17 protein-coding genes are annotated in these 20719 nt (G+C 68.2%); 6 read left to right on the forward strand and 11 right to left on the reverse strand.

Annotated features, from left to right (window positions below; genetic code table 11):
- Positions 1-109: 109 nt before the first annotated feature.
- From SOM39_RS02875 to SOM39_RS02905, 7 genes are all read right to left on the reverse strand, one after another.
- Positions 110-1420 carry a transporter gene (locus SOM39_RS02875; RefSeq protein ID WP_068853510.1) on the reverse strand — a complete coding sequence of 437 codons (1311 nt, stop codon included), beginning with the start codon at positions 1418-1420 and terminating at the stop codon, positions 110-112.
- Positions 1421-1465: 45 nt separating this feature from the next.
- Positions 1466-2248, reverse strand: coding sequence for a hypothetical protein (locus tag SOM39_RS02880; protein ID WP_068853512.1), 783 nt, complete (start codon positions 2246-2248; stop codon positions 1466-1468).
- Positions 2249-2256: 8 nt separating this feature from the next.
- On the reverse strand, positions 2257-2958 hold the full coding sequence (locus SOM39_RS02885) for a C39 family peptidase (protein ID WP_320457414.1): 702 nt from the start codon (positions 2956-2958) through the stop codon (positions 2257-2259).
- Positions 2959-3095: 137 nt separating this feature from the next.
- Positions 3096-4637 (reverse strand): adhesin, encoded by a 1542-nt coding sequence (locus tag SOM39_RS02890; protein ID WP_217537149.1) that lies wholly within the window; start codon positions 4635-4637, stop codon positions 3096-3098.
- 42 nt (positions 4638-4679) lie between these two features.
- Positions 4680-5318, reverse strand: a complete 639-nt coding sequence (locus SOM39_RS02895; RefSeq protein WP_320457415.1) for a hypothetical protein — start codon at positions 5316-5318, stop codon at positions 4680-4682.
- Positions 5315-5857 (reverse strand): hypothetical protein, encoded by a 543-nt coding sequence (locus SOM39_RS02900; protein WP_217537144.1) that lies wholly within the window; start codon positions 5855-5857, stop codon positions 5315-5317. Before SOM39_RS02900 ends, SOM39_RS02895 begins: the two co-directional genes overlap by 4 nt.
- Positions 5858-6157: 300 nt before the next feature.
- Complete coding sequence (locus SOM39_RS02905; RefSeq protein ID WP_320457416.1) at positions 6158-7486, reverse strand: dicarboxylate/amino acid:cation symporter; 1329 nt, start codon at positions 7484-7486, stop codon at positions 6158-6160.
- Between the two features lie 150 nt (positions 7487-7636).
- On the opposite strand from SOM39_RS02905, the gene SOM39_RS02910 reads away from it, so the two are divergent.
- The 5 genes from SOM39_RS02910 to SOM39_RS02930 all read left to right on the forward strand — a co-directional run bounded on the left by SOM39_RS02910 (position 7637) and on the right by SOM39_RS02930 (position 12385).
- Positions 7637-9349 (forward strand): alkaline phosphatase, encoded by a 1713-nt coding sequence (locus SOM39_RS02910; protein WP_320457417.1) that lies wholly within the window; start codon positions 7637-7639, stop codon positions 9347-9349.
- Positions 9349-9867, forward strand: coding sequence for a WG repeat-containing protein (locus SOM39_RS02915; protein WP_249832874.1), 519 nt, complete (start codon positions 9349-9351; stop codon positions 9865-9867). Before SOM39_RS02910 ends, SOM39_RS02915 begins: the two co-directional genes overlap by 1 nt.
- Positions 9868-9933: 66 nt before the next feature.
- On the forward strand, positions 9934-11220 hold the full coding sequence (tilS, locus tag SOM39_RS02920) for a tRNA lysidine(34) synthetase TilS (protein ID WP_320457418.1): 1287 nt from the start codon (positions 9934-9936) through the stop codon (positions 11218-11220).
- 36 nt (positions 11221-11256) lie between these two features.
- On the forward strand, positions 11257-11517 hold the full coding sequence (locus SOM39_RS02925) for an exodeoxyribonuclease VII small subunit (protein ID WP_068853531.1): 261 nt from the start codon (positions 11257-11259) through the stop codon (positions 11515-11517).
- Positions 11507-12385 carry a polyprenyl synthetase family protein gene (locus SOM39_RS02930; protein WP_210130782.1) on the forward strand — a complete coding sequence of 293 codons (879 nt, stop codon included), beginning with the start codon at positions 11507-11509 and terminating at the stop codon, positions 12383-12385. Before SOM39_RS02925 ends, SOM39_RS02930 begins: the two co-directional genes overlap by 11 nt.
- Positions 12386-12813: 428 nt before the next feature.
- Here SOM39_RS02930 and SOM39_RS02935 read toward each other — a convergent pair whose 3' ends face one another.
- Both SOM39_RS02935 and pmbA read right to left on the reverse strand, forming a co-directional pair.
- On the reverse strand, positions 12814-13197 hold the full coding sequence (locus SOM39_RS02935) for a DUF4870 domain-containing protein (RefSeq protein WP_307106630.1): 384 nt from the start codon (positions 13195-13197) through the stop codon (positions 12814-12816).
- An 89-nt stretch (positions 13198-13286) separates the two neighbouring features.
- A complete protein-coding gene (gene pmbA / locus SOM39_RS02940) occupies positions 13287-14654 on the reverse strand; it encodes a metalloprotease PmbA (protein WP_320457419.1) in 1368 nt (455 codons plus the stop codon).
- A 68-nt stretch (positions 14655-14722) separates the two neighbouring features.
- Here pmbA and yjgA point away from each other — a divergent pair, with 68 nt between their 5' ends.
- Positions 14723-15316 carry a ribosome biogenesis factor YjgA gene (gene yjgA, locus SOM39_RS02945; RefSeq protein ID WP_320457420.1) on the forward strand — a complete coding sequence of 198 codons (594 nt, stop codon included), beginning with the start codon at positions 14723-14725 and terminating at the stop codon, positions 15314-15316.
- Positions 15317-15347: 31 nt separating this feature from the next.
- On the opposite strand, the gene tldD is transcribed toward yjgA, so the two are convergent.
- Entirely contained in the window at positions 15348-16793 is a 1446-nt protein-coding gene (gene tldD, locus SOM39_RS02950) for a metalloprotease TldD (RefSeq protein WP_184126485.1), read from the reverse strand.
- 70 nt (positions 16794-16863) lie between these two features.
- Entirely contained in the window at positions 16864-20703 is a 3840-nt protein-coding gene (locus SOM39_RS02955) for a YhdP family protein (RefSeq protein ID WP_320457421.1), read from the reverse strand.
- Positions 20704-20719 lie beyond the last annotated feature (16 nt).

Genomic DNA, 20719 nt, shown 5'->3' on the forward strand with positions numbered 1-20719 from the left:
CATCGGGTCGGTGGCCATGGGAAAAGCTGGGGCTTCGCTGACGCCGGCCATTGGCCGGCCCTCCGCGTTGCCGGCCGCGGTAGGTATCGACCGTTGGTCGATACGCGCGCTACAGGATGTACGGCACCTTGAAGGCCAGGGTGAAGTCCGGCGAATCCGGCGTCAGGCCGATGCCCAGCAGGCTCACGATCGTGGTGTTCTGGTTGAGTGCGTAGGTGATGCCCAGGTTGAGCGTGGCCGCGTTGGCGTCGCTGCCGACGATCTTGACCCACTGGCCGCCCTTGAAGCGGGTGGAGGCGCGGGCGCTGAGCTTGTCACTGAAGGAGATGCTCAGGCTGGTGCGTTCGTTGAAGGCGAACGCCACGCCGGCGCCGAAGTAATACGAGCCGCCGAGTTTGACGTCACCGGGGTTGACGGTATCGGGGTTGGCGTCGAGGTCGTCGAAGCTGTTTTCGAAGGAGTGGATGTAGCCGATGTTGGCGAACAGGATGGCCGGGTCGGCGGTCTTGACCGCCGACAGGCCGACGTTGGCCTGCCAGACGCCGTTGCCGGTGGGTTGCTGTTCGGGCACGGCGAAGCGGATGAAGTCGTCGTCGTCGCGCTCGAGCACTTTCCAGCTCAGGCCGTAGGGTTCGCGGCCGGTGGGGGCGGTGGCGCCGACGGTCAACACGGTTTCGGGCCAGCGGCCTTTTTCGGAGAACAGTTTGTAGTTGGCACTGAGGCTGATGTCGCCGATGCCGTTGCCGGTGGTTTCTTCCTGGGCGATGGCCGCCGCCGAGCCGCCGGCGCCGCCCTTCTGGAAGACGGTCTTGCGGGCCAGGTACGGCACGTCCAGGTTCAGGGCCAGGCGCGGGGTGAGGCCCCAGCGTGCGGCGAGGTTGTAGGTGAGGGTGTCGGACTCGACGTTTTCGATGGCGATGTTGCCGAGGAAGATCGCGTCGAGGGCGAGGAAGCCGTTGAGGGTCAGCTGCTTGCGGTCGTAGCGTGCGTAGCTGAGGCTGTTTTCCAGTGTGAAGCGGCGGGTGAACAGGGTCGAGGTCTGTTGTTTGACGTCGTCGACGCTGCGGCGCGAGGCTTCTTTGGCCTGCTGCGCTTCGGCGGCGGTGCTGGCGTAGCCATCGCCGGTCGGCGGTGCGGCGGGGGTGCTCGAGGGCAGCGGTTCGGGCGGCGCGGCGCCGGCCAGCGGTGCGGTCTTGCCGCTCAAGCGGGCCTGCATGGCCTGCACCTGCATGTCCAGTTCGCGCAGCCGGCGCACTTCCTGGGCGTAATTGGCTTTGAGCGTTTCCAGCTGCTGGATGAGTGCTTTTACGTCTGCTTCGTCTGCCGGGGTGGCCGGTGCGTCCTGGGCGTTTGCCGCAGCTGACGCGGTCAGTGCCAGCGCCGCCAGCGCCAGCGGTGTCGTGCATATCGAGGTGTGCATTTCCTTGCCCTGTGTTCTGGTGTCGTTCCCCCCACCCGGCCGGTGTTACTGGCCGGGCCCCATGCCTACGCCGCGTACCAGGTTCATCGCCTGGGCCACGTTCTGGTTCAGCGACGCGCTGTTGGCCAGGGTCTGCCGCACCAGGTCGATCTGCATGCGGTTGCTGGCCGATTGGCCATCGCTGGCCACGGCGATGCTCTGGCCGACGCTGCCGTTGCGGATCCATTGCTGCACCTGGCCCACGCCCTGGATCTGCAGCTGCACGCTGGCGCTGTTGCCGTCCTGCTGGGCCACGGCGCTCACGCCGCCCTGTTGCGCGCTGGCCTGCGGGGCGCTCTGTTCGGTGGTGGTGGGTGCGGTGCCTTCGCGCACGTTCAACTGGGTGGCGTTGCTGGCCACGTTGTTGTCACCGGCCACCTGGATGCTCTGGGTGAGCCCGGCCACGTTCTGCAGGCCGCTGGAATCCACGCTGCGCCCCGGGGTCTCCGGCAGCGGCGCGTCGGCCGCGGTGACGGTGACGCTGGGCGTGAAGCTCACTTTGGGCGTGTTGCCGCCATGGCTGAAATCCATGCCCAGGGTCAGCGCGCTCTGTGCGGACTGGTTGCCGGCCTGCCATTGCGAAACCATGGTCACGCCGAACCAGGCCACGGCATTGCCGTTGACGGTGTAGCGGCCGCGCATCAGTTTCAGTTCCGGGTCGGGGATCTCGCTCAATCCCTTGCCGGGGCGTCCCTGCTCCTGCGCCTTGGGTGCATCGGCGGCGTGTACCGGGGCGACCCCGAGCAGCGCGACGAGCAATGCACTGTGCGTCCAGTTTGCGATGTTCATGGTGCCTCCTAGAACAGATCGGCGTGGGTGAAACCGAAATCCACCAGTTCCGCGTCGGTGATCGGGCCCTGCCGTGCATACAGCGAACGCGCGCTTGGCTGTTCGCCTGGCTGCAGCAACACGGTGTTGCGGTCGAAATCGGTACCGATCACGACGAACACGGCGCGCGACGGCCATGATTCGAGAAATTCGTTGACGGGGATGCTGCGGTTGCCCAGGATCGGGTCCGCTACGTCCACCACGTCACCGCGGACCTGCTTGAGGACCACGAAGTGGCGGAATCCACGCACATCCATCAACACCAGCCCGGGTACGCGCAGCGAGCGCAGGCGCTCTTCGTTGACGCGGTAGCCGCGCCCACGCATGCCCATCGATTCCACGTAACGCTTGATGTCCAGCAGCGAGAAGCCACGCTGGTGGACCAGTTCAGGGTCCGAGACCCCCATCATTCCTTCGATCACCGTGCCTTCGTCCGCGTCCAGGTGGTAGGCATAACGCAGGATCGTGGCCAAAGCGGCCGCGCCGCAGCTGTAATCGGTGTGTTGGCGCACCACGTTGCGGAAGCGCCGTTCCTGCATGCTCTCCACGCGCTGGGAGTACACCGCGCCATTGGGCAGCACGCCGCTGAAGGACACATCACCGGCGCGCGAGGCGCACACCGGCAGGATCAGCAGTGACAACGCGCAGCACAGGGCTCGGGTCGACCACATCGGCATGGCTCCGGAAGAAGGAAGGAGCCCCTGCCCCAAAGGGGGAGGATGGAACAGGGGCTCCCGGGGAACCCGGCCATTGGCGGATGGCCGGGTTTGTTGCGCTCAACGCGTGTTGCCTGCGAAAACGGACAGCGTTACTCGCCGCCACCGCCGCCCGGGTTGCCGCCAGTGGACGGCTGGGCCACGGCCAGGGCCAGGCTGTTGGCCTGCAGGTTGCCGGTGCCGGCTGCGACGTTCACGCCGATGTTGCCGCTGGCGCCGCGGAACGAGTCACCCGACAGCGAAGCGTTGTTTTCGGCACGTTCCACGACCCAACGGGTGGTGGCCACGGTACCGCTCAGGCTGGCCTGCAGATCGGCATAGCCCACTTCACCGTACGCCAGAACGCCGCGCTCGTCGGTGTCGAAGGCGAGACCGCCCGCACCTTCGTTGTACGGGTTGTCGGTGGCGCCCTGGGCGTCAGCATCCAGGTCGATGTGCCCGGTCTGGTTGCCACCGGTATGCGACGAGCCGCTCCAGGTATCCGGGTAGAAGTTTTCCTTCTGGTAGGCATTGCCGCGACCGGCGTAACCACCCACGCCGATGGCTGCAGTACCGCCCCGGACGTTGCCACGCAGGGTGACCTGGGTGGTGTCACGCATGGCCTTCACGTAGCCCTCGTTGGACACGCTGTTGCCGGTGGACACCTGGTTCGAGCTGATGCTCGCGGTGGCCATGCGGGCGGTGGACACCGACGCAGCCAGGGCGTTCTTCTGCTCGTTGTTGTTGCCGGCGGCGCTGTTCACGCCGATGTTGCCGGTGGCGCCGCGGAAGGCGTTGCCGCTGAGGCTGGAGTTGTTGACCACGCCTTCGTTGGTGGTGGTGTTGCCGGCGCCGTACTGGTTCACGTACACCTGCGCATCGGACATGCCGAAGGTGAACGAAGCATCGGCGGCGGACAGCGAGGCGGCGTTGTCCTGGGCATTGTTGTCACCGGCGGCAGTGTTGAAGCCGAGGTTGCCCGACGCGTCCTGCGCCACGTTTTCGCTGATCGAGGAATTGTTCTCGAGCAGCTGGTTGTCGCCTTCGTTGTCGGTGATCGACTGGCGGTTGTCGATGATGGCAATCGCGGCCGAGTCCACTTCCAGGTCACCCGAGACGGTCGGACGGCCGCGGAACTGCACGTCCGCACCCACCTGCAGGTCCGATTCCAGGTTCACGTCCACGCCGTGGTTGTTCTTTTCCTTGCGCTCGTCGGCCTGGATGTTGCTGTTCTTCTGCACGTTTTCGTTGACCGAGACATTGCGCGTGTGGTTCACGTCGCTGGTGTCGCTGTAGCTCTTGGTCGTGGTCCTGGTGCTGGTGTCGGAGCTGGTGTTGGTGGTGCTGTTGTTGCGTACGCGGGTGCGCGAATCCCAGTCATTGCGGATGTTGGTATCGATGTTGGTATCGATATCGGTATCGATGCTGGTGGTGATGTCGGTGTCGACATCGGTATCGATATCGGTGTTGATGTTGGTATCAACGTCGGTATTGAGGTTGGTGTTGGTGTTCGTGTTGGTGTTGGTGCGGGTTTCCCACACGTTGTGGATGTGGTTGATGAACGCGCTTGCGTTCTGGTTGTCCTGTGCGGAGGCAGATGCGGTAGCCGCAACTGCGATGGCCAGCGCAAGTACCGTCTTGTTCATGGTGTTCATGGTGCCCTCTCTCTTCACGGTCAATCGGGTGGATGGAACTGCTCACGGGGTGGACTGCACCGAAATGCCCAACTGGTTGGCGGTGGTGTTGCCGGTACCCGCGATTTGATTGAGTTGCAGAACGCCGTCGAATCCCTGCAGTGCGGTGTCCTCCACGGCGACACTGCGGGTTCCGGCGGAACCACCGCGACGTGCGGTGCCCTGCCCCCCTGCTGACGCGAGTGCCCCCGACGCGGCCAAGGCCTCGTCGTTCGTCTCGCGTATGCCCTGTTGCGCCAGCGCGGCCGTGACGACGTTGAGCGTCGCGTTGCCGATACCGCTGGCCTGGTTGATCATGGCGACGCCGCTGGCGCCGTTCAGTGCCTGGCCGCCGATGCTGGCGCTGGCATCCAGCGCGCCATCGGCGCGCACGCGGTTGCCGGCGAGGCGTTGGCGTGCATCGATGTTGACCTGTGCGTTTTCGCCGCTGGCGATACCCAGCAGGTTGGCCTGCAGGTTGAGGTCGCCGGCGGCCATGTTGACCACCATGGCGCCGTCGGCGCCGCTCAGCGCGCGGCCCTCCAGGCGGGTGTTGTTGAGGTAGCCCAGCATGCCGGCGTAGTCGTCTGCCTGCTGCGCGTACAGCGGCAGTGGCAGCACCAGCGAGAGCCCCAGCGAGAGCAGCACGGTTGCGCGCTTCATTTGCCGGGCCCACCTGCAGGCGCACCGGCCGGCTGGCCGAGCGGGAATTGCGCCAGCGCACCGCGCACCTGGTCACCGATACCGCGGGTGGCGTTGCCCACCGCGCCCATCGGCCCGCCGATGCTGCGGCCGAGCGAGCTGCCCGACAGCACACCGCTGCTGGTGGCCTTGCCCAGGGTGCTGTTGATGGTGCTGGTGGTGACGCGCTCCACGGTGGTCTGCGGGTGCCCCGCAGAGAGGCCGGTGTTGGAGCCCAGCGAGGCGTAATCGTCGTCGCTCAGTTCGTCCATGCCGGTCGAGGTGCCCAGTGCGCCAGCGACTTCGCGCTTGGGCGAGGGATCGGCTATCAAGGCCACGCCAGGGGGAGCGGGCCGATACGCCGGCCGCGCGGATACATCCCGCAGCAGCACGATTTCACCCGGTTGCTGCTTCACGCCCTGCCGTGCGCCTGAGGCCTGCACCGCTGCCGGTGCCAGCACCATCACCAGCAGCAGCCACGTCACCGCCGTTGCCTTGCTCCGTACGCGAACGCTGTCCATTGCGACCTCCCGATACATGCGGAGGGATGGAGCAGCAATCGTGCCAAGTCCGAAAGGCCCTGTTTGCGGGCATGTTGCCGGCAGCGACCGCTGTCACTGCAACGCAGGTGTTACACCCGCGTGGCGTTCACGCGTCCTGAACACGAACGTGCGCGCGTCAGGAAGGCGGATAACGCTCACTTCACATGTAGGTGTATCAGCGTTGTTACACCGTCGGATACAGATGTCACAGTGCGCAGTCATCAAACGCAGACGGGCCGGCAATCGCCGGCCCGCTGCATGACGACCTGACCGATCGTGCTAAGAGGTGCGCTCTTCGCCCTCGTCCACGCCCAGGTTGGTGGACGGGTTGTCGTAGACCTCGCGGTCGAGCAGCCCGGTTTCCTTGGCCACCAGCACCGGCACCAGCATCTGGCCGGTGACATTGGTCATGGTGCGCATCATGTCGAGGATCCGGTCGATCGCGTACAGGTAGCCGATGGTCTCCAGCGGCAGGTTGGCTGCGCTCAGCACCACCGTGGCCATCACCACCGCCGTACCGGGTACGCCGGCAGTACCGAAGCTGCCCAGCACCGAAGCGATCAGCACCACCACATACTGCTCGGGGGTGAGCGGCACGCCGGTGTACTGCGCGATGAACACCGCGCACAGCGTCGGGTAGATCGCGCCGCAACCGTCCATCTTGATGCTGGCGCCCAGTGGCACGGCGAAGGACGCGTAGTCCTTGTTCACGCCAAGGTTGTGGGTGATCGAACGCATTGCCGCCGGCATCGCCGCGAAGCTGGACGAGCTGACGAACGCCACCTGCATGCCCGGCGCGGCGCCGCGGAAGAACTTGAGCGGGTTCAGGCCGTGCACCAGCAGCAGGCTGCCGTACACCAGCACGATATGCAGCGCGCAGGCCACGTACAGCGCCAGCACGAAGCTGCCCAGCGGCAACAGTTTTTCGAAGCCGTAGCTGCCCACCAGCCCGGCGATCAGGCCGAAGGTGCCCAGCGGGGTCATCTCCAGCACGAAGCGGGTGACCTGGATCATGATGTCGCTCATCTGCCCGGTCAGCTTGCGCGCCTCGGCGACCTTGTCGCCCAGCTTGACCATGGCAAAACCGAGCAGGCCGGCGAAGAAGATCACCGGCAGGATCGAACCGCGCCCCGCCGCCAGCACCGTCTCGCCGGCCGCGTTGACCTTGGTGCCGATGCCGGTGAGCGCGTAGAACACGTTGGATGGCACCACGTCCATGACCACCTTGACCACGCTGGGCACTTCGCGCGGCGTGTAGCCGTGGTCCATGCTCAGGCTGAGGTTGCCGGTACCCGGCTGCATCAGGGTGCCCACGGCAAGGCCGATGCCCACTGCCAGCGCGGCGGTGATGATGAACCACAGGAAGGTGCGCCCGCCCAGCGCCGCCACCGATTTCTGCCCGTGCAGGGAGGAAATGGCGTTGATCACCGCGAAGAACACCAGCGGCACCGCGATCATCTTGATCAGCGTGACGTACAGGTCGCCCAGCGGGCCGAACCAGGTTTCGGCGGCGGGGCCAAGCAGCCAGCCGGCCAGCGCGCCGAGCACGAAGCCGCCAAGTACGCGCTGCCAGAACGGGATCCGCAGCCAGGCAGACACCAGCGTCATGAGCATTCCAGGGAGTGGGTGACAGCCCCTCACCTTAGCCCAACGCGCCCCTGCGGACGAGGCGCACAGAAACAAATCAGCGTGTCATCGGCGTGCCTTGCGGCGTTCTGCATAATGAACGCCCGTTTCACCATTGAGATACGCGCGTCCATGTCCCGTTTCACGCCTCTTGTGGCGGCCCTCGCCACCACCCTGCTGCTTGGCGCCTGCGCCGCCTCCGCCCCCGCTTCCCGCGCCAACGCCGGCGCCGTTCAGGTCGATGTACCGGCAGTGGCCCACCCGGCCGGTGAAACCCCGCAGTGGTGGTACCGCAGCGGTGCCGCCCGTGCCGCCGGCAGTGGCGCCATGGACGGCCGCGCGAAGAACGTGATCCTGTTCCTGGGCGATGGCATGAGCCTGACCACCGTGGCTGCCGCACGCATCTTCGAGGGCCAGCGCAACGGCAACCCGGGCGAAGAGAACCTGCTCTCCTGGGAGCGCTTCCCGGCCACCGCGTTCAGCAAGACCTACAACACCGATTCGCAGACCCCGGATTCGGCCGGCACCATGACCGCCATCACCACCGGCGTGAAGACCCACATGGGCGCCATCGGGGTCAGCGCCGGCAGCCGCAGCGACTGCGCCGACAGCCTGGGCAAGGGCCTGCTGACCTGGCTGCAGCTGGCCGACAGCGCCGGCATGGCCACCGGCGTGGTGACCACCGCGCGCCTCACCCACGCCACCCCGGCCGCGACCTACGCCCATTCGCCCGAGCGCAACTGGGAAAGCGACGCGGACCTGCCGGAGGCGGCCAAGGCGGCCGGCTGCAAGGACATCGCCCAGCAGCTGCTGGACACCTCGCGTTACGGGCGAGGTCCGCTGGTGGCACTGGGCGGCGGTCGCGCCCAGTTCACCAACGTGGAAGAAACCGACCCGGAGTACGACGACAAGGTGGGCCTGCGCCTGGACGGGCGCAGCCTCGTCGGCGAATGGAAGCAGGCGCACCCGCAGGGCGCCTATGTCTGGAACGCGCAGCAGCTGCAGGCCGCCGCCAACGCCCCGGCGATCCTGGGCCTGTTCGAGCCGGACCACATGCGCTATGAGATCGAGCGCAAGGACGATCCGTCCGGCGAGCCCAGCCTGGCCGAACTGACCCAGGCGGCCATCGCCAACCTGTCGCGCCACCAGGAAGGCTACGTGCTGATGGTGGAAGGCGCGCGCATCGACCACGCCAACCACAGCGGCAACGCTTACCGTGCGCTCAGCGATACGGTGGCGCTGTCCGACGCGGTGCGTGCGGCGGTGGAGGCCACCTCTGACCAGGACACGCTGATCATCGTCACCGCCGACCACTCGCACACGCTCAACTTCGTGGGCTACCCGGCGCGTGGCAACCCGATCCTCGGCAAGGTCAAGGACAAGGGCGGCGAAGACGGCGCCGGCGCGCTCGACCTGGCCCGCGACGGCCTCGGCCTGCCCTACACCACCCTCAGCTACGCCAATGGCCCCGGCTTCACCGGCGCCACCAACCAGCAGCCGGCAGGCCCCAAGGCCTACCCGCACAACCCGAGCAGCTTCGACCCGGCCAAGGGCCGCCCGGACCTGACCCACGTGGATACCGAGCACCCTGATTACATGCAGGAAGCGCTGGTGCCGATGAAAAGCGAAAGCCACGGCGGCGAAGATGTCGGCATCTGGGCCCGTGGTCCCGGCAGCAAGGCGGTGCGCGGCACCATGGAACAGAACGCGATCTACCACATGATCGTCCAGGCCACCCCGCGCCTGCGCCAGCGCCTGTGCGATGCCGGCACCTGCGACGCCAAGGGCGTGCCGGTGGAACTGCCGACGCCGACCGCGTTCGAGCGCAAGGACGCGGGCAACTGATGCGCCGGGCCGGCGTGCTGCTGGCATTGCTGGCCCCGGCGGTGAACCTCGCCGCGCCGCCGGCCTGCCAGCGGCTGACCGAGGAAGACGGGTTGCAGCCGCTGGCCGGCTGCCACCTGGAGCAGGGCCGGCTGTCGCTCGACGCGGCGGCACGTGCCAGGCTCGATTACGACAACCTGGGACTGGCTGCGGTGTACGCCGGGGACAGCTTCCACTACGTCAGCCGCCAAGGGCGCACCCAAGCGGTGATCACCTGGGACAACGGCCCGGATTACGTCGAGGAAGGCCTGCTGCGCGGCCGGGTGGGCGAGCGCATCGCCTACTTCGATGCCGCGCTGGCGCAGGCGGTACCGGGCACCTACGATTTCGGCTGGCCGTTTTCCGATGGCATTGCCCAGGTATGCAACGGCTGCCGGCGCGGCACGCCCGATGGCGATGGCCACACCCCGATGGAAGGCGGCGAGTGGTTCCACATCGACCGCCAGGGTCGCCGCGTGGCCGATCCCACCGGCCGATGAGCCTGCGTGATGGCGGCGCGTGCTGCCAAGGCCGATACTGGCCCTCTGCCTGACATGTCCCATTCGATGCCTACTGCGCTGCCCCCTGCCCCCGACCTGCCCGCACCCGTATTGGTGGGTTTCAGTGGCGGACTGGATTCGACGGTGCTGCTGCACTGGCTGGCCCAGTCACCCGCGCAGCGGGCCGCCGGCCTGCATGCGGTGCACGTGCACCACGGCCTGCAGGCCGATGCAGATCGTTGGGCGGCGCACTGCGAGGCGATCTGCACGGCCTGGTCGATTCCCCTGCAGGTGATCCGCGTGGCGGTGCCGCGCGACAGCGGTGCGGGCCTGGAAGCCGCGGCACGGCACGTGCGCCGCGAAGCGTTCGCCCGCGTCCTGCGCGAAGGCGAACACCTCGCACTGGCGCACCACCGCGATGACCAGGCCGAAACGTTCCTGCTGCGGGCCCTGCGCGGCTCCGGGGTGGATGGCCTGGCGGCGATCCGGGCGCATGCGCCGTTCGGCGCCGGATCGATCTGGCGCCCGCTGCTGCAGATCCCGCGCAGCGACCTGCGGGCGCATGCCGCGACGCACGGGCTGGAGTGGATCGAAGACCCCAGCAATGCCAGCGACGTGGCCGACCGCAACTTCCTCCGCCTGCACGTGCTGCCGCTGCTGCAGCAGCGCTGGCCGCAGGCCGATGCGGCGTTCGCACGCAGCGCCGAATTGAGCGCGCAGGCGCAGCGCCTGCTCGATGCCTCCGACCACGACGCGTTGCGGCGCTGCACGGTGTCGCCCGGCGTGCTCGATTGCGCCAAGCTGCAACGGCAGCCGCGCGAACGCCGCGCGCGGCTGCTGCGGCAGTGGGTGCGCAGCGCGGGACAACCGCCGTTGCCGGCCGCGGGCGTCCAGGCCATCGAACGCGAACTGCTGCCCGCTGCCCAGGATGCCGATGCGCAGTTCGCCTGGCAGGGCGTGCGCATCCGCCGCTGGCGCGGCCACCTGTACCTGCTGCCGATGGCCTTGGCACTGCCGCTGGACTGGAGCGTGCACTGGGATGGCGCCAGCCCACTGGCACTCCCCGATGGTGGCGAACTGGCACTGATCGGCGCCCAGCGGTTGGGTGAACCGGTGCAGGTCAGCGCACGCCGGGGCGGCGAGCGCATCCAGCTGCGCGGGCGCAGTCATTCGCACGCGCTGAAAGATCTGCTGCAACAGAGCGGATTGCCTCCGTGGCAGCGCCGCCAGGTGCCGCTGCTGTATGCAGACCAGGTGCTGGTTGCGGCCGGCGACCAGGTGATCGCGGCACCGTTGCAGCAGTGGCTGGATGAACAGCACGCCCGACTGCGCTGGACGCCGGGCGCGGCGTGAATTGACCCCTTGGGGCTGGCGCCTCACACTTGTCGCATGGCCAAGAAATCCCCCACTGACGCCTCCCCGGTCGCCCACTTCGAGCATTCGCTGGAAGAACTGGAGCAGCTGGTGGAGAAGATGGAAACCGGCGACATGAGCCTGGAGCAGTCGCTGAGCGCCTACGAGCGTGGCGTGGGCCTGTACCGCCAGTGCCAGCAAGCGCTGGAGCAGGCAGAACTGCGCGTGCGGCTGCTCAGCGACCCGGCCCGCCCGGAAACCGCCGAGCCGTTCGACCCGCCCAGCCATGACGGTTGAGTCCACGTTCGCGCGTTGGCGCGACCGCATTGAAAGCCAGCTCGACGCCAGCCTGCCCCCACCGGAACAGGCGCCCAAGCGCCTGCACCAGGCGATGCGCTATGCAGTGCTCGGTGGCGGCAAACGCATGCGCCCACTGCTGGTGTACGCCAGCGGGCAGATCTTCGGTGCCGACGAACATGCGCTGGACGCACCGGCGATGGCGGTGGAGCTGATCCACGCCTATTCGCTGGTGCACGACGATCTGCCGGCAATGGACGACGACGCCCTGCGTCGCGGTCGCCCGACCACGCACATCGCCTTCGACGAGGCCACGGCGATCCTGGCCGGCGATGCGCTGCAGACGCGCGCGTTCGGGCTGCTGGCCGATGCGGCGTTGCCGGCACTGCTGCGGGTGCACTGCCTGCAGGCGTTGACCCACGCCTCGGGTGCAGCCGGCATGTGCGGCGGCCAGGCGCTGGATATCGATGCAACGGGCCACGCGCAGCCGCTGGCCGATCTGCAGCACATGCATGCATTGAAGACCGGCGCGCTGATCCGCGCGGCGGTCCGCATGGGCGCGCTGTGCGGCGATGCGCCGCACGCGGACCTGCTGCAGCTGGATGATTTCGCCAACGCCCTCGGCCTGGCCTTCCAGGTCCGCGATGACATCCTGGACGTGGAAGCCAGTTCCGAACAGCTCGGCAAGACGGCGGGCAAGGACCAGGCGCAGGCCAAATCCACGTTCCCGGCGTTGTTGGGAATGGACGGTGCCAAAGCCGAACTTGCGGCGCTGAGCGAGCGCATGCACGACAGCCTTGCCGGGTATGACGAACGCGCTGATGCGTTGCGTGCGCTGGGGCGGTTGGCGGTCGAGCGCAACCACTAACGTCCAAAGCCTTGGTCTGCGGACGTCTCTGCGCAGGGCCGGCGGGTGTGGGTTTGCGGGGGGCGCCGTGAATCCATCCGTGGAGGCTCTTGCGAAACATCCATGTTTCGCAAAGCCCCCGCAAACCCACCCCCGCCGGCCCTCTGACGGTTGGTTGGTGCGCACAGGCGATCAAATGCAATTGAACCGCTTTTGCCTGAACAACCGATCCACTGTCGGGGGCAGGCGGGGGTGGGTTTGCGGGACCGTAGAGCGCCATGGATGGCGCGAACGAGCTTACATGGATGTACTTGCAGCGTGTCCCGCAAACCCACACCCGCCTGCCCAGCCCTGATATGTTCGCAGGCGATGGCTTTTGCTTTCGCTCTTGCTCTAAACAAAAAACGCCCGGCAATGCCGGGCGTTTCTGCATTCCCGGAAAACAGGAATTATTTGATCAGGCGCAGGGTGAACGGATAACGGTAAGCCTCGCCGTTGTTCGCCTTCACCGCCGCAATGATGCAGAACACGAGGTTGAGGATGCCCACCAGCGGCGCCAGCAGGCCGCCGATGATCACGATCATCAGGATGAAGCAGATGATCATTGCCAGGGTGATGGTGATCTGGAAGTTCAGCGCTTCCTTGGCCTGGTCGGTGACGAAACCCTTGCTGGCGTCGTCCTTGCTGATCAGCCAGATGATCAACGGGCCGATGAACCAGGTGAAGATGCCCAGCAGGTGCGCGGCAAGCGCCATGGTGCGCTGGTCGCTGGGAACCGGGCCGGCGCTGGTCGGCGGCGGCGGCGGGGCGGTGATGTTGTCGAATTCGCTCACGTGAAACTCCTTGTCCAGTGTTATGGGTGGTGCGTGGCAGGCTCCCCGCCTGCCGAGGCAGCGGGCACAGGATACGTCAATCGATGCCGTCAATCGTTACCGGCAACGGTCATCCGCCCGACCAGGATCGAGCCGACGTGTACGTGCGAGCGGCGGTCGATGTCGCTGCCCACCGCCTCGATCGCCGCGAACATCTCCTTGAGGTTGCCCGCGATGGTGATCCCGTCGACCGGGTACTGGATTTCGCCATTCTCCACCCGGAAGCCACCGGCACCGCGCGAGTAGTCGCCGGTGACGCCGTTGACGCCCTGCCCCATCAGCTCGGTCACCAGCAGGCCGTTGCCCATCTGACGTGCCAGCGAGGCCAGATCGCCCGCGTTGGATTGCACCCGCAGGTTGTGCACGCCGCCGGCGTTGCCCGTGGTCACCAGGCCCAGTTTGCGTGCCGAATAGCTGCCCAGCACATAGCGCTGCAGCACCCCGCCTTCGATCAGCGACGAGTCGCGGGTGGCCACGCCATCGCCATCGAACGCGGTCGAACGCAGGCCACGGCGCAGCAGCGGCCGCTCCTCGATCGCGAACCAGTCCGGGAACAGCTGCGTGCCCACGCTGTCGAGCAGGAAGCTGGCACGGCGGTACAGCGCCCCGCCGGACACCGCACCCAGCAGGTGGCCGATCAGCGAGCGCGCGACTTCCGGCGAATACAGCACCGGCATCTGCGCGGTGGCCATCGAACGCGGGTTGAGGCGGGCCAGGGTGCGCTCGGCGGCGCGGCGACCGATCGACGCCGCATCTTCCAGGTCTTCGCGGGCCAGTGCGCTGCTGTACCAGCCGTCGCGCTGCATGCCGTCACCCTGCCCTGCGATCAGCGCACAGCCCACCGAATGATGGCTGCTGCGGTCACGGCCGATGAACCCGTGCGAGTTCGCATAGACCGACAGGCTGGTGGCGGTGGACGCCGATGCGCCGTCGGAGTTGCTGATCCGCGGGTCGGCCTCGCGCCCGGCCGCTTCGCAGGCCAGCGCCAGATCCACCGCCTGGTCGGCCTGCAGCGCCCACGGGTGCCAGCTGTCCAGGTCGGGGAACTCGCGCGCCATCAGTTCCGGGTCGGCCAGGCCGGCGGCCTCGTCGTCCTCGGTATGCCGGGCGATCGCGCAGGCCTGGGCCACCGTCGATTCCAGGCTGGCCGGCTGCAGGTCGGCGGTGCTGGCGCTGCCCTTGCGCTGGCCGAAGTAGACCGTGACCGCGATTCCACGATCACGGGTGGATTCCACCGTTTCGACCTCGCCCAGGCGCACGTTCACATCCAGCCCGCGCTCCTCGCTGCAGCTGACTTCGGCCTGGGTGGCGCCCAGCGCCCGGGCCCGGGCCAGCAGCTGCTGGGAGATGTCGGCCAGCTGTTCCAGCCTCGGCAGGCTGTCGTCGGCGGCATGGGCTTCAGGGGAGATCACGTTCAATGCTTTATCCTGTACGGGTGAGTGCCTGGCGCAACGCCGGGCACAGTTCTGGATGTGGAAAGAAGACGATGCGCGGACGCGACGAAGAAACCGGTGAATTCCTTGATATCAGCCGCAGCCAGAACCGGCGCGACGCGCTGGACGTGCTGGCCCTGGGCGAGAAGCTGGTGTCGCTGACCCCGGCCCAGCTGGCCCGCGTGCCGGTGCCGGAAGACCTGCTGCCGCACATCGCCGAGGCCAAGCGGATCACCGCCCATATCGCCCACAAGCGCCAGCTGGCGTTCCTGGCCAAGCACATGCGCCGCGAGGACGATGCCACCCTGGACGCGATCCGCGATGCGCTGGACGCCAACAGCGATACCTCGCGCCGCGAAGTGGCCGCGCTGCACCGCGCCGAGGATTGGCGCGAGCGCCTGCTCAAGGACGGCGACACCGCGCTGAGCGCGCTGCTGGCCGAGTACCCGCAGGCAGACCGCCAGCAGCTGCGCACGCTGGTGCGCAATGCCCAGGCCGAGCGCGCCAAGAACAAGCCGCCGCGTGCCTTCCGTGAAATCTACCAGGTGCTGCGCAACCTGCTGCTGCCGGCCGCGCTGGGCCTGGAAGCGACGGCGGCCGACACCGACGACGACGACATCGGCGACGCCGACAGCGCCCAAGACTGAGCCGGGCTGGCAGGACGGGCGCATCCGGCGATCAGGCCTGGGTGCCGCCCACGGTGATGCCGTCGATCAACAGCGACGGCTGGCCCACGCCCACCGGCACGCTCTGGCCATCCTTGCCGCACACGCCCACGCCCTCGTCCAGGGCCAGGTCGTTGCCGATCATGCGCACCTTCTGCATGGTTTCCGGGCCGTTGCCGATCAGGGTCGCGCCCTTCACCGGCGCGGTGACCTTGCCATCTTCGATCAGGTAGGCCTCGGTGGCCGAGAACACGTACTTGCCGCTGGTGATGTCGACCTGGCCGCCACCGAAGTTCACCGCGTACAGGCCACGCTTGACCGAACGGATCATTTCTTCCGGGTCATGCTGGCCGGCACGCATGTAGGTGTTGGTCATGCGCGGCATGGTCATGTGCGCGAACGATTCGCGGCGGCCGTTGCCGGTCGGGGCCACGCCCATCAGGCGTGCATTGAGCGAATCCTGCATGTAGCCGACCAGGATGCCGTCCTCGATCAGCGTGGTGCACTGGGTCGGATGGCCCTCGTCGTCGATGTTGAGCGAGCCGCGGCGACCGTCCAGGGTGCCGTCGTCAACGATGGTCACGCCCGGCGCGGCCACGCGCTCGCCAATACGGCCGGCGTACACGCTGGTGCCCTTGCGGTTGAAATCACCTTCCAGGCCATGGCCGACCGCCTCGTGCAGCAGCACGCCGGGCCAGCCCGGGCCGAGCACCACGGTCATCACCCCGGCCGGGGCCGGAATGGCGTCCAGGTTGACCAGCGCCTGGCGCAGCGCTTCGCGGGCGAAGGCCTCCGGGCGCCCGTCAGCGAACAGTTCCTCGTAGCTGTAGCGCCCGCCACCGCCGGAATAGCCCGATTCACGGCGGCCGTGCTGCTCCACGATCACCTGCACGTTCAGCCGCACCAGCGGGCGGATGTCGCCGGCCAGCACGCCGTCGCTGCGCGCGATCAGGATGGTATCCACGCCACCGGACAGGCTCACCATCACCTGCTGCACGCGCGGGTCGGCCGCACGCAGGAAACGGTCCAGGCGCTTGAGCACCTCCACCTTGGCTTCGTTGCCCATGCCATCGATCGGGTCCAGTGCGGGGTACAGCGCGCGTGCATTGCCGCGCACCAGCGACCGCGCCGGCTGCGCCCCGCCCTCGCGGGAAATCGCGCGCGCCGAGCGCGCCGCGCCCAGCAGCGCATCGCCATGGATGTCGTCGGAATAGGCAAACCCGGTCTTCTCGCCGGCAATGGCGCGCACGCCCACGCCCTGTTCGATGGAATGGGCGCCGTCTTTCACGATGCCGTCTTCCACGCTCCAGCTTTCGCGGCGGGCGTGCTGGAAGTACAGATCGCCAAAATCGATACCCGGCCCCAACAGGGTGCCAAAGGTGCGTTCCAGGCCACCGGCATCCAGCCCGGCGGGCAGCAGCAGGCGGTCTTGGGCAAGGGTGAGTGCGTTGTCGGTCATGGTCTTGATCTGTGGGCGCGGGCCGATATCGCAAGCCGTGCGCGGGACATTGTGGGGGTAACGGCCGGGATCAACGTGGCGGCGCGTCGTCGCGGTCGATCACTTCGACCTTGGGTTCGGCCCAGGGGCCGGTCACGCGGTAGGTCTTGGCACCGATCTCGCCCAGCGGCTTGGACAGCACCGCATTGGCGGCCGCGCCCACCGCCGCGCCGACGGGACCGCCGGCGACGGCGCCGACCACGGTAAGCAGGTTGCCGGCGCGCGGATTGACGTCGATGGTCTGGTCGAACTGCTGGCGGCGCAGGTCGGTGCGGCCGCGGATGCTGATGTTGGCGGCCGGGCCTTCGATCAGCACCTTGTCGGTGGTGGCCATGCCGTCGGCGAACGCCAGCGTGCCCTCCACCTGGTTGAAGGCGAAACCCTTGGAGAAGAAATCGCGGAAATCGAACATCAACCGGCGCGGCAGCTGGGTCACGCTGAGCAGGCCCAGCACGCGGCCGGCGCCCGGCTCGAGCTCCAGCAGCTGGCCGTTGCGTGCGTGCACCTGCATCTGGCCCTGCAATGCGCCCAGCTGGAAGTCCGATGGACCGCCCTGCCAGCCGGCATCCAGGCTGATCTGGCCCTGCCCGCCGCGCAGCTGGCCGCCGTAGTCCAGGTTCTGCATCAGCCCGCCCAGGTCCTCACTGTCGACCTTGACCTGGAACTGGGTACGCGCCGCCTCACCCATGCCCAGCCAGCGGCCCTGGATGTCGATCGCCTGCTTGGGCGCGCGGAACTGCAGCTGGTCCACGCTCAGCCCGTTGCCGAACGGACGCGTGCGCAGCACCGCCTGGCCCAGCCGCGCCTTGCCGAACTGCAGGTCGTTGATGTCCAGCGACAGCGGCGGAATCTTTGCCGGGTTGGTGTCGTTGGCGCTGGCTTGGACCCGCGCCGGCAAGCTGGCGTCGGCCGGCAGGATGATCGGCGCGCCATCGGGCGGGGCTTTCACGGGGGTGGGCAGCGACTGCCAGTGGACCCGGTCCAGCTTGCCGACGATGGCCGCGCCATCGGCATTGGGCACGCTCAGGTCGCCCGACAGCGACGGTCCGTCCAGGCGCACGTCCACGCCGGTGGGAGTCGGACGCAGCTGCAGGCGCGTCTGCGCGAACACGCCGCCAGCCAGCAGCAGCTGCCCGACCTGCACGTCCACCTGGCGCAGCGGCATCGGGTCCGCACCGGGCGTCCCGCCTGGCGAACGCGCCAGCGCGATCCAGTCCAGGGCATCCAGCGAGCCGCTGCGGCCGTTGACCACCAGCCCGCTGGCGGGCGGGTCGCGGTCAACGGTGGCGCTGCCCAGCGTGACCTGCACGCCGGTCTTGTTGTCGTGGGTGCGCGCGGCCAGGGCCAGGCGTTCGCCGAAGGCGACGTCCACGCGCCCGGCGCCCATCGGCAGCTGCGCCTTCACGGCGGTGGCCAGGGGCACCTCGGCTGGCTTGTCCAGCGGTGCCGGCAGGTCCAGCCGGGTGCCGACCAGGTCCGAGTGCAGGGTGAGCAGGGTCGGCGGCGCGGTCTTGCCGCCCGGCGCCAGCTTGGGCAGCGTCACCCCGATCGTCCAGCGCGACGTCCCCTCGATGTAAGGCTTGAGCCAGCCCAGCTCGGGCGCACGGTCCAGCAGCTGGCCGGCATCCATCCGCGCGGCCAGCTCGGCTTCGAACGCATGCTGCGGGTCACGCGCATAACCGCCGGCGCGCAGGCTGAGCTGGCCGTCCTGGCCCAGGTGGCGCACGGCCAGCGCCTCGGCTCCGAACCCGTCCTGGCTGTACCTGGCCTGGCCGCGCATCGCCTCGAAGGTCAGGTCGAAGCGTTTGTCCGACAGCGTGGCGCCGTCCAGATCCACCGTGCCCTGCAGGTGCCCGCCGCCCTCGGCGTGGTGCAGCGGCTGCAGCAGGTCGAAGGTCACCGCCGCCGGGCCCTTGGCCGCCAGGTTGTCCAGCGAATCGGCATAGGTCTTGTGCAGCGGGCTCTGCTTGAGCATCGCCAGCAGCGCGCCGGCGTCGCTGCGGCTGGCCGCCTTGACGTACAGCTGGGAGGCGCCGAAATCGGCGATGCCCGCATCGAAGTGATCCACCGCCACGCCGGCCAGGTCGCCACGGCCGTGCAGCTCGAACCCCGGGCCGATGAAGGCGATATCGCCTTCGACCTTGTCCATCGTCGGCCAGTCACGCTGGAAGCGGATGTTGCCGTTGTCGATGCGGCCGGTCGCCTCGAAGCGACCGTTGTGGTCCTTGAACGGCCAGTCTTCCAGGTCGCCGGTCACCAGGCCGATACCCCCGCGGATATGGCCCCCCACCAGCGCCGCATCCAGCCAGTCGGTGGCCGCTTTGCTCATCTTGGAATGGATCCAGAAGCGCTTGGCCGCGGTCATCGGCACGTCATCGAGCTTGGCCGCCAGCTGCATCCACGGGCGCGTGCCATTGCCCTGGAACCACATCGTGCCGCGCACGTCGGCGGCGTAATCGGTGCCCTGCACGCGCAGCGCCGGGGTGCCGATGCGCCAGCCGCCGCCTTCATCGCGCCAACCCACCATGCTGCCGGCCAGGCGCACGTCATGGCGCACGCCGAACCCGGTGGGCCAGTCGAAATGCATCACCCGGGTCGGCTGAAGGTCGAGCCGGAAGCCGTTGGCATCGCCCTCGAAGTGGCCGCCCACCCCACCCAGGCCGGGTGCGTGGCCGGCGGCGGCGAACTGGATCTCTTCCAGCTCGCCTTCAAAACCCAGCGGCCCGTCGCGCTCGCCGGCGAACCGCACGCGGCTCATGCGCACCTTCGGCGCCGCGTCGTGCAGCCAACGGCGCAGCCCGGCATCGATCCGATCGGTCAACGCCAGCCCGCGCAGCAGCGCGGTGGCATCGATGTTGTCGCCGGCCAGTGCCATGTGCTGGCCGCCGGCCACCAACAGCCCATCCAGCGTTTCGGTGCGTCCTTCCAGGCCGATCCGCAGGCGCGGTGCATCGGCACGCCAGCCGCCCTGCACCCAACGCCAGCGCGCGCGCAGCTGCAAGGTATCGAGCTTCAGTTGCGGACGCCCGCCATCGGCCAGCCGCGCACCCCGCAGTTGGACGCCGGCCAGGTCGGCATCGGTGGTGATCATCACCGGGCGGCGGTCGCGCAGGTCCACCCAGGCATTCAACGTGCCGGTACCCTGCTGCAGGGCCACGCCGCCGAACTGCAGCAGCGACGACCACGCACGGAAGTCGGCCGGGTCGGCGGCCAGCCAGGCCTGCCCGTTGCCGTGGGCACGGTCGAAATCCACCACGGCCGTCAGCGGGGCGCCCTTGAGATCGGCCCACGCCCGCGCGCCCACCGCCAGCCGCTGCCCGTTCACCCGCAGCCGCAGGTCGATGCGCGGCAGTTCGGTCTGTACGTTCAACGACGGCGCATCCACCCGCAGCCGGCCGCCGATGACCTGCAGTTCGCCCAGCCGGCGCAGGGTATCCAGCGGATCGCCGCCGGCCTTGGGTTGCGGCAGCCCCTGCACCGACCAGCGGCCATCGGGCGCACGCTGCAGCACCAGCGCAAGGCCGCGCAGGCGCAGCTCGGTCAGCGAACGGCCGGGCAGCAGCCCCGAATACATCGAGACCTGCACTTCAGCCTCGCCGATGCGCAGTCCCTCGCCTCCACCGATGCGCAGGCCCTTCAACGCCAGCACCGGGCCGCGCCGGGTCCAGCGTGTCTGCAGCTGGTCGAAACGCACCGGCTGGCCGGCACGCGCACTCAACCACCCGGCCACCTTGTCCGGGTGCCGTTCGGCCAGCGGCAGCACCTGGCTGAGGCTGCCCACCAGCACCGCCACACAGACCAGTACGATCGCCATGGCATAGACAGCATGGCGGCGAATCCTTCGCAGGCGCAGGCGCAGCGGCGCGCTCATCGGGTCCCGCAGGCGC

It is taken from the genome of Stenotrophomonas sp. CFBP8994, from assembly GCF_034044835.1.
Taxonomy (GTDB): domain Bacteria; phylum Pseudomonadota; class Gammaproteobacteria; order Xanthomonadales; family Xanthomonadaceae; genus Stenotrophomonas; species Stenotrophomonas rhizophila_A.

What these genes read in the sequence shown, in the direction of transcription:
- SOM39_RS02880 (WP_068853512.1), bottom strand. Translation starts at nt 2,248, where the DNA reads ATGAACATCGCAAACTGGACGCACAGTGCATTGCTCGTCGCGCTGCTC.
- SOM39_RS02955 (WP_320457421.1), bottom strand. Translation starts at nt 20,703, where the DNA reads ATGAGCGCGCCGCTGCGCCTGCGCCTGCGAAGGATTCGCCGCCATGCT.
- yjgA (WP_320457420.1), top strand. Translation starts at nt 14,723, where the DNA reads ATGCGCGGACGCGACGAAGAAACCGGTGAATTCCTTGATATCAGCCGC.
- SOM39_RS02905 (WP_320457416.1), bottom strand. Translation starts at nt 7,486, where the DNA reads ATGACGCTGGTGTCTGCCTGGCTGCGGATCCCGTTCTGGCAGCGCGTA.
- SOM39_RS02910 (WP_320457417.1), top strand. Translation starts at nt 7,637, where the DNA reads ATGTCCCGTTTCACGCCTCTTGTGGCGGCCCTCGCCACCACCCTGCTG.
- SOM39_RS02890 (WP_217537149.1), bottom strand. Translation starts at nt 4,637, where the DNA reads ATGAACACCATGAACAAGACGGTACTTGCGCTGGCCATCGCAGTTGCG.
- tilS (WP_320457418.1), top strand. Translation starts at nt 9,934, where the DNA reads ATGCCTACTGCGCTGCCCCCTGCCCCCGACCTGCCCGCACCCGTATTG.
- SOM39_RS02885 (WP_320457414.1), bottom strand. Translation starts at nt 2,958, where the DNA reads ATGTGGTCGACCCGAGCCCTGTGCTGCGCGTTGTCACTGCTGATCCTG.
- tldD (WP_184126485.1), bottom strand. Translation starts at nt 16,793, where the DNA reads ATGACCGACAACGCACTCACCCTTGCCCAAGACCGCCTGCTGCTGCCC.
- SOM39_RS02915 (WP_249832874.1), top strand. Translation starts at nt 9,349, where the DNA reads ATGCGCCGGGCCGGCGTGCTGCTGGCATTGCTGGCCCCGGCGGTGAAC.
- SOM39_RS02930 (WP_210130782.1), top strand. Translation starts at nt 11,507, where the DNA reads ATGACGGTTGAGTCCACGTTCGCGCGTTGGCGCGACCGCATTGAAAGC.
- SOM39_RS02925 (WP_068853531.1), top strand. Translation starts at nt 11,257, where the DNA reads ATGGCCAAGAAATCCCCCACTGACGCCTCCCCGGTCGCCCACTTCGAG.
- SOM39_RS02875 (WP_068853510.1), bottom strand. Translation starts at nt 1,420, where the DNA reads ATGCACACCTCGATATGCACGACACCGCTGGCGCTGGCGGCGCTGGCA.
- SOM39_RS02900 (WP_217537144.1), bottom strand. Translation starts at nt 5,857, where the DNA reads ATGGACAGCGTTCGCGTACGGAGCAAGGCAACGGCGGTGACGTGGCTG.
- SOM39_RS02895 (WP_320457415.1), bottom strand. Translation starts at nt 5,318, where the DNA reads ATGAAGCGCGCAACCGTGCTGCTCTCGCTGGGGCTCTCGCTGGTGCTG.